Genomic DNA, 6,848 nt, shown 5'->3' with positions numbered 1-6,848 from the left:
ACGATCGCGGCCAGGACGGCGGCGGTGAGCGCCACGCGGAGCAGCTTCAGCACCCGCCGACCCTACCGCCCGGTGATCGACCCTCCATGACGATCATCTGGCACAAGCCATAAAGTCGGACACATGGAATTCCGTCACCTCGGCCGCAGCGGTCTCATGGTCAGCGAGATCAGCTACGGCAACTGGCTCACCCACGGCTCCCAGGTCGAGGAGGACACCGCCAGGCTCTGCGTGCAGGCGGCGCTCGACGAGGGCATCACCACCTTCGACACCGCCGACGTCTACGCGGGCACCAAGGCCGAAGAGGTGCTCGGCAGGGCACTGAAGGGCGTCCGCAGGGAGTCGCTGGAGATCTTCACCAAGGTCTACTGGCCCACCGGCAGGGGCCCCAACGACCGCGGCCTGTCGCGCAAGCACATCACCGAGTCCATCCACGCCTCGCTACGCCGCCTGCAGACCGACTACGTGGACCTGTACCAGGCGCACCGCTTCGACGCCGAGACCCCGCTCGAGGAGACGCTCAAGACCTTCGACGACCTCGTGCGGCAGGGCAAGGTCCTGTACGTGGGCGTGAGCGAGTGGTCGGCGCCCCAGATCTCCCGGGCGCTGGAGATCGCCGACCAGATGGGCTTCGACCGGATCGTGTCCAACCAGCCCCAGTACTCGATGCTGTGGCGGGTCATCGAGAGCGAGATCGTGCCGCTGTGCGAGCGTGAGGGCGTCGGCCAGATTGTCTGGTCGCCGATCGCGCAGGGCGTGCTGACCGGCAAGTACCTGCCCGGTCAGGCCCCGCCCGAGGGTTCCAGGGCGACCGACCAGGCCGGCGGCGCGGACATGATCGCCCGTTTCATGAAGGACGACGTGCTGGCGAAGGTCCAGGAGCTCAAGCCGATCGCGGCGGACCTGGGGCTGTCCATGGCGCAGCTGGCCGTGGCGTGGGTGCTGCAGAACCCGAACGTCTCCAGCGCCATCGTCGGCGCCTCCCGCCCCGAGCAGGTGAGCGACAACGTCAAGGCCGCGGGCGTCAAACTCGAGGACGAGGTGCGCAAGCGCATCGACGACGTGATCGGCTCGCTGGCGGAGCGCGACCCCGCCAAGACGGCGAGCCCGCCCAGGCGCCGCTGACGGCCCGGAACGCCCAGAACCCCTTGAGCCCGGGGCTCAAGGGGTTCTCGCGTTCGCCGGGGTCAGTCCTGGCGCAGCGACAGCCCTCGGTACTCGACCCGGTCCTCCTCCAGGAGCGACACCTGTTCGACGCCCGCCTCGAGCAGCTCACGCCAGTTCTCGCCGAGCCACGACTCGGCGTCGGCCTGGCTGGGAAACACCTCGCGCGGCAAGGGGCGATCCGTCACCTCACCGCCGTGCGCGTCCTCATAACGCCAACGCCATGTCATGCCATACTCCTTCTCCGCCGGCCCGCCGGCGCACCCCCCGGCGGCACTGGAACCCTACTCCGGCCCCGGGAGCTGATCGTCCATCCCGTCCGCCGTCCCGCCCGGCGCGGCCCCCGTCCGGTCCGGCCGTCCCGGGTTTGTACGCTCGGCGCGATGAAGCTTCTCCTCACCGGGACCGCGGGGGCCGCGGGCTGGCCCGAGCCGGGGTGTCCGTGCGCGTCCTGCGCCGGGACGGCCGGCCTGCCCGCCCGCCGGCCGTTCGGGGTGCTGGTCGACGACGTGGTGGCCTACCCGTGGGCCGGGGCGCCTCCCGGCTACGAGGTTCTGGCGGGCGGGCTGGGGCTCGCCGGGCCGGACGGCGGCCGGCTGCTGTACGCGCCCGCGGACCGGGAGGTCCCGCTCGACGCGAGCGCGCCGTACGACGTCGTCCTGATCGACGTGCTGGACCGGCCGGAGCGGCTCGGCGCGCTGACACGGGCCGGCGCGGTGAGCTCCGGGACCCGGGTCGTCGCCGTCGGCCTGGACCACCGCGCCCGCTCCCCGCGCGAACTCGACAGACGGCTGCGCCTGTGGGGCGCCGTCTCCGTCCCCGACGGAACCGTCCTGCACACCACACCCACCGAGCCGGACGATCCCACCCCGGACACGACCGCTGGAGTGGATGGTCCCGCGGACACGACCACCCGGCCGGACGGCGTCGTACCCGGACAGCCGAGGCGGGCGCTCGTGCTGGGCGGGTCCCGGTCGGGGAAGTCCGCCGAGGCCGAGCTGCGGCTGGCCGCGGAGCCGTACGTGACCTATCTCGCGACCGGTCCGGCAGGCGACGGCGACCCGGAGTGGGCGGCCCGGGTGCGCGCGCACCGGGTGCGGCGGCCCGCGCACTGGGACACCGTGGAGACCACCGACCTGGCCGGGGCGATCCGCACGGCCGCCGCCCCGCTGTTGATCGACGGCCTGGGCACCTGGCTGGCGGCGGTCTTCGACGAGCACGCCGCCTGGGACGGCGACCACGCGCCGGTGCTGGGGCGGTGCGAGGAACTGGTGGACGCCTGGCGGCGGGCGCGCGGGCGCGTCGTGGCGGTGTCGGACGAGGCAGGCATGGGGGTCGTCCCGGCCACGGCGAGCGGCCGGGCCTTCCGTGACGCGCTCGGCCGGCTGAACGAGCGGCTGGCGGCCGAGTCGGAGGAGGTCACCCTGGTCGTCGCGGGCCGGCCGCTCTCCCTGTGACCTGCCTCAGCGGCCCCGGAGGCCGCCCTCTGACCCGCCTCAGCGCCCTGGAGGCCGCCGTGCCCGCGTCCGGGTGGCGTACGCGGGCAACCGAGACCGGGGCCGGGGTCAGCGGACGGAGCGGGCGTACCAGCGGCCGTGCAGGCGGTCGACGTGGAGCGGGAGGCCGAAGCACTCGGACAGGTGGCCGGGGGTGAGCACGTCCGTCACCGGGCCCGCCGCCAGCACCCGGCCCTCGCGCAGCAACAGCGCGTGCGTGGTCGTCGACGGCACCTCCTCCAGGTGGTGCGTGACCGTGACCGTGGTCAGCACCGGCCGGGTCTCGGCGAGGTTCTCGACGGCGGTGATGAGGTCCTCGCGGGCCGGCAGGTCGAGCCCGGCGAACGGCTCGTCGAGGAGCAGCACGGCGGGGTCGCCCATGAGCGCCCTGGCCACCCGGATCCTGGCCCGCTCCCCTTGCGAGCACACGGCGAACCGCCGGTCGGCGAGGTCCTTGCAGCCGAGGTCGGCCAGCAGCCGCAGCGCGCGCTCGCGCTCGGCCTCGCCGTAGCGGTCCCACAGCGGGGCGCTGGTGCCGGTGTGGCCGGTGAGCACCACGGTCTGGGCGGTGGCGCCCTCCTCCTCCATCAGGTCCTCGTCGACGAGGGCCTGATCGGAGGAGACCAGGCCGATGTGGCGGCGCAGCTCGCGCAGGTCGACGCGGCCGAGCCGGTGGCCGAGCACGGTCACGGCGCCCACGGTGGGGTGGCGCACGGCCGCCGCGAGCGACAGCAGCGTCGTCTTGCCCGCGCCGTTGGGACCCAGCACGACCCAGTGGTCGCCGTAGGCCACCTGCCAGTCGACCGCGTCCAGCAAGGTCTTGCCGACGACCCGGACGCCTACGCCTTCGAGTTCAACCACGTGCATCCGGCAAGCCTAGGGGACGCCGGCGGACGGGGTCGGCGTCCTGTCCTCGTCGCGCCCGCGTCGGGCCCGCCGGCGCCCCGTAGGATCGGTCGTCATGCGGTTTCCTGAGAACGTCTTCGATCTGGTCGGCGGCGAGGACGCGATCTGGTCGGACGACCACGCGGGCCTGAGCGGCGAGACGCTGCGGGTGACCGGGCCCCGGGGCGAGTTCTTCATCAAGCGGGGTCAGGCGGCCGCGGCGGAGCACGAACGGCTGCTGTGGCTCAAGCGGTGGGCGAACGTGCCGGACGTGGTGGCGTTCGAGGATGACGTGCTGGTGCTGGCGGAGGTGGGCTGGCGGGACCTGGAGCGCAAGTCGCGGCCGCCGGAGGCCGGCACGATCCTGGGCGGGACGCTGCGCGCGCTGCACGCGATCCCGGTGGCGGAGTGCCCGTTCGACGAGCGGCTCGACGTCAAGCTGGCCAGGGCCGCCGAACGGGTGCGCGCCGGGCTGGTGGATCCGGCGGACCTCGGCGACGAGCACGCCGGCCGCACCCCCGAGGAGGTCCTGGCCTGGTTGCTGGCCGAGCGGCCGGCCGGGGAGGACCTGGTGGTCACCCACGGCGACTTCACCCCCGCCAACGTGCTCGCCTCCCCTTCCGGCGAGGCGGTCCTGATCGACGTCCCCGCGCTGGGCGTGGCCGACCGCTACGTGGACCTGGCCGTCGCGCTGCGCGCGCTGGAGGGGCGCGCGGCGGCCGACTTCCTGGCCGCGTACGGGCTCGCCGAGGCCGACGCGGCCAAGCTCGCCTACTACCGGCTGCTGGCCGAGGTGTCGTGAGCCTTGACGGGCTGCGGTTCGCGCTCGGCACGCTCAGCGTGTTCCCGGTGCGGGTGACCCGGGTGGACCGCGTGGTGGCGGGGCGGGCGATGGCGCTGGCCCCGGCGGTGGGGCTGGCGCTCGGCGCGGTGGCCGCGCTGCCGCTGCTGCTGCCCGGGCCGCCGCTGCTGGGCGCCGCCCTGGCGCTCGGGTTGCTGGCGGTGCTGACGCGGGGCCTGCACCTGGACGGGCTCGCCGATCTGGCGGACGGCCTGGGCAGCGGGAAGCCGGCCGCCCAGGCGCTCGACATCATGAAAAAGTCGGACATCGGGCCGTTCGGGGTGATGGCCGTGCTCTTCACGGTCCTCGTCCAGGCGACGGCCCTGACCGAGGCGGGGGCGATCGGCCTGATGACGGCGTGCCTGGCAGGCCGCCTGACGCTCACCTGGGCCTGCCGCCCCGCCGTGCCCGCCGCCCGCCCCGACGGGCTCGGCGCGACGGTCGCGGGCACGGTACGGACCCGCACCGCCCTCCTGGTGACCGTCGCCGCCCTGGTCGTCACGGCGGCCTTGCCGCTGCGGCCCGGCGTCCCGGTCCGCGAGCTGATCGGGCCCCCGGTGGCGCTGCTCGCCGGCCTGGCCGCGGCCTCGTTCCTGCTCGTCAGGGCCAGGCGCAGGCTCGGCGGCATCACCGGGGACGTGCTGGGCGCCCTGGTGGAGACCGCCGCCGCGGCGGCCCTGGTGGTCTACGCCTTGGTCGGCTGATCGGTGACCGGGCCGTCGGGCGCTCAGCCCGCCGCCCAGCCACAGGGGCAGGGCGGCCGACCAGGACAGGACGAAGGCGACGGCTAGGAAGACCGGCAGCGGCCTCATACGGCGCGCCTCTCGGCGATGAGGGCGTTGATCAGGGAGGCGCCGCGCTCGGCGTCGTCGATGCTGATGCCCAGCTGGCCGCCGGAGCGGTAGCGCAGGACCAGGCACTCGCCGCCGCGCAGCATGATGGTGGCGCCGCCGGGCAGGCCGCGCACCCCCCAGCCGCCGACCTGGCTGGGGTGGCGCTCCTCCGTGAAGGCGTGGTCGATCTTGTCCAGGCGGATGCGCCGCACCGGCCAGCCGAACGGCCCGAACGCGAGCACCACCCCGTCGCCGGTGACCCTGGCGGTGAGCGAGGAGGCGAAGAGCCCGACCGCCGGCACGGCCACCAGCACCGGCAGCACGGCCCCGTAGGACGACACACGGACGACCCCGGTCAGGTCCAGCATCGCGAAGGCGAACAGCGCGGCCGCGCCGGCGGCGGTGAGGAGCAGCGGCCACGGGTTGCTCACGCGGCTCACCCAGACGGCCCGCTGGCCGCGGCGCAGGTTCAGCACGGGCGGCTCACGGTCCACGTGCGACGGGTCGGCCGCGCCCCGGCCCAGGTAGCCGGAGAGCGCCGCGGCGGCGAGCGGCACGGCGATCACGACCGTCACGGCGAGCGGGCCGAGCCGGGCGTCGGTCCAGGTGGCCGCGTCGAGGTTGGCCGCCACGGTCATGCCGGAGATCAGCGACGCGAACAGCACGCCGCCGGAGAACAGCGCCCACCACGACACCCGCGCGGACCTGCCGCCCCCGGCCCTTCGCGCCGAGGCGAGCAGGCCCAGCAGGATGACCCCCCACAGCGCCGCCTGCATGGCCAGGAAGACGGGGAAGGACACGGCGTTGTCAGGGGTCATGCCGGGGCCCCAGTGGACGGCCAGCGGGTCGGGCAGCCGCTCGCGCAGGGCGAGCGGCGCGGCCGACACGGCGGCGGCGACGGCCGTTCCCGCGAGCAGGGCGATGGTGCGCGAGGTCATGCGAGCTCCTCCAAAATGGCGATCAGGTCCTCCCGGCGGTATCCGTGTCTCCTGGCCTCTTCCAGCAGTTCGCGCGTCCGCTCGCGGAGCAGGGCGCGCGCGTCGGCGCGGGCGGCGACGCTGACGCCGCGCCCGCGCCGGAACTCCAGCAGCCCCTCGTCGCGCAGCTCGCGCAGGGCGCGCAGCACGGTGTTGGGGTTGATGCCCAGCGCCGTCGCGAGGTCACGAGCCGGAGGCAGCCGGTCACCCGGCGCGTAGTGGCCCTCGCCGATGGCGCGCCGGACGGCCGCGGCGACCTGCTCGTGCAGGGGGCGGGCGTCGTTGAGGTCCAACGTCAGCAACATGGTGCTAATGACAATAGCACCATGTTTTCAAAGCCGTGCCCCACGATTCATCGGATGAACCCGTGTTTGTTAGTACGCAGAAACCCTCGATAGAGTCGGTTTACGTGACCACTGTGCGGCTGAACTCAGCAGATCCCGTCTCGTTCGACACCGACGCGCTGATCGTCGGATTCAGGTCCGGCCCTGAAGGTCCTCGCCCCGCCACGGGCGCCGAGCCCCTCGACGCGGCCTTCGGCGGCAAGCTGGCCGCCTCGCTGTCCTCGCTCGGGTTCGCCGGCAAGCCCGGCGAGATCGCCAAGCTGCCGACGTTCGGCTCCGTCAGCGCGCCGCTGCTGGTCGCGGTCGGC

At 74.2% G+C, this 6,848-nt stretch carries 9 protein-coding genes; 5 read left to right on the top strand and 4 right to left on the bottom strand.

The window, feature by feature from the left end; translation table 11 throughout:
• Positions 1 to 123 precede the first annotated feature (123 nt).
• Positions 124 to 1,125, top strand: a complete 1,002-nt coding sequence (locus tag OUY22_RS34850) for an aldo/keto reductase family protein (protein ID WP_270159572.1) — start codon at positions 124 to 126, stop codon at positions 1,123 to 1,125.
• A gap of 62 nt (positions 1,126 to 1,187) precedes the next feature.
• Here OUY22_RS34850 and OUY22_RS34845 read toward each other — a convergent pair whose 3' ends face one another.
• Positions 1,188 to 1,394, bottom strand: coding sequence for a hypothetical protein (locus tag OUY22_RS34845; RefSeq protein WP_270159571.1), 207 nt, complete (start codon positions 1,392 to 1,394; stop codon positions 1,188 to 1,190).
• Between the two features lie 153 nt (positions 1,395 to 1,547).
• On the opposite strand from OUY22_RS34845, the gene OUY22_RS34840 reads away from it, so the two are divergent.
• Positions 1,548 to 2,621, top strand: coding sequence for a bifunctional adenosylcobinamide kinase/adenosylcobinamide-phosphate guanylyltransferase (locus tag OUY22_RS34840; protein ID WP_270159570.1), 1,074 nt, complete (start codon positions 1,548 to 1,550; stop codon positions 2,619 to 2,621).
• A gap of 108 nt (positions 2,622 to 2,729) precedes the next feature.
• On the opposite strand, the gene OUY22_RS34835 is transcribed toward OUY22_RS34840, so the two are convergent.
• On the bottom strand, positions 2,730 to 3,527 hold the full coding sequence (locus tag OUY22_RS34835; RefSeq protein WP_270159569.1) for an ABC transporter ATP-binding protein: 798 nt from the start codon (positions 3,525 to 3,527) through the stop codon (positions 2,730 to 2,732).
• Positions 3,528 to 3,621: 94 nt separating this feature from the next.
• On the opposite strand from OUY22_RS34835, the gene OUY22_RS34830 reads away from it, so the two are divergent.
• Together OUY22_RS34830 and OUY22_RS34825 are read left to right on the top strand one after the other, a co-directional pair.
• Positions 3,622 to 4,347 carry an aminoglycoside 3'-phosphotransferase gene (locus OUY22_RS34830; RefSeq protein ID WP_270159568.1) on the top strand — a complete coding sequence of 242 codons (726 nt, stop codon included), beginning with the start codon at positions 3,622 to 3,624 and terminating at the stop codon, positions 4,345 to 4,347.
• The gene (locus OUY22_RS34825; protein ID WP_270159567.1) at positions 4,344 to 5,090 is read left to right on the top strand and encodes an adenosylcobinamide-GDP ribazoletransferase; all 747 of its coding nucleotides are present in this window, start codon (positions 4,344 to 4,346) and stop codon (positions 5,088 to 5,090) included. The genes OUY22_RS34830 and OUY22_RS34825 overlap by 4 nt, the downstream gene beginning before the upstream one ends.
• A 104-nt stretch (positions 5,091 to 5,194) precedes the next feature.
• On the opposite strand, the gene OUY22_RS34820 is transcribed toward OUY22_RS34825, so the two are convergent.
• Together OUY22_RS34820 and OUY22_RS34815 are read right to left on the bottom strand one after the other, a co-directional pair.
• Positions 5,195 to 6,157, bottom strand: a complete 963-nt coding sequence (locus tag OUY22_RS34820; protein WP_270159565.1) for a hypothetical protein — start codon at positions 6,155 to 6,157, stop codon at positions 5,195 to 5,197.
• A complete protein-coding gene (locus OUY22_RS34815; RefSeq protein ID WP_270159564.1) occupies positions 6,154 to 6,501 on the bottom strand; it encodes a GntR family transcriptional regulator in 348 nt (115 codons plus the stop codon). The genes OUY22_RS34820 and OUY22_RS34815 overlap by 4 nt, the downstream gene beginning before the upstream one ends.
• A 104-nt stretch (positions 6,502 to 6,605) precedes the next feature.
• Here OUY22_RS34815 and OUY22_RS34810 point away from each other — a divergent pair.
• Positions 6,606 to 6,848, top strand: a 243-nt coding sequence (locus OUY22_RS34810; protein ID WP_333486849.1) for a M17 family peptidase N-terminal domain-containing protein, incomplete at its 3' end; no start/stop codon positions are given.

The organism is Nonomuraea corallina, from assembly GCF_027620315.1.
GTDB classification, from domain to species: domain Bacteria; phylum Actinomycetota; class Actinomycetes; order Streptosporangiales; family Streptosporangiaceae; genus Nonomuraea; species Nonomuraea corallina.
Note: the sequence above shows the minus strand (reverse complement) of the source record. Positions and strands in the feature narration are given on the sequence as shown.

What these genes read in the sequence shown, in the direction of transcription:
- OUY22_RS34850 (WP_270159572.1), top strand. Translation starts at nt 124, where the DNA reads ATGGAATTCCGTCACCTCGGCCGCAGCGGTCTCATGGTCAGCGAGATC.
- OUY22_RS34845 (WP_270159571.1), bottom strand. Translation starts at nt 1,394, where the DNA reads ATGACATGGCGTTGGCGTTATGAGGACGCGCACGGCGGTGAGGTGACG.
- OUY22_RS34840 (WP_270159570.1), top strand. Translation starts at nt 1,548, where the DNA reads ATGAAGCTTCTCCTCACCGGGACCGCGGGGGCCGCGGGCTGGCCCGAG.
- OUY22_RS34835 (WP_270159569.1), bottom strand. Translation starts at nt 3,527, where the DNA reads ATGCACGTGGTTGAACTCGAAGGCGTAGGCGTCCGGGTCGTCGGCAAG.
- OUY22_RS34830 (WP_270159568.1), top strand. Translation starts at nt 3,622, where the DNA reads ATGCGGTTTCCTGAGAACGTCTTCGATCTGGTCGGCGGCGAGGACGCG.
- OUY22_RS34820 (WP_270159565.1), bottom strand. Translation starts at nt 6,157, where the DNA reads ATGACCTCGCGCACCATCGCCCTGCTCGCGGGAACGGCCGTCGCCGCC.
- OUY22_RS34815 (WP_270159564.1), bottom strand. Translation starts at nt 6,501, where the DNA reads ATGTTGCTGACGTTGGACCTCAACGACGCCCGCCCCCTGCACGAGCAG.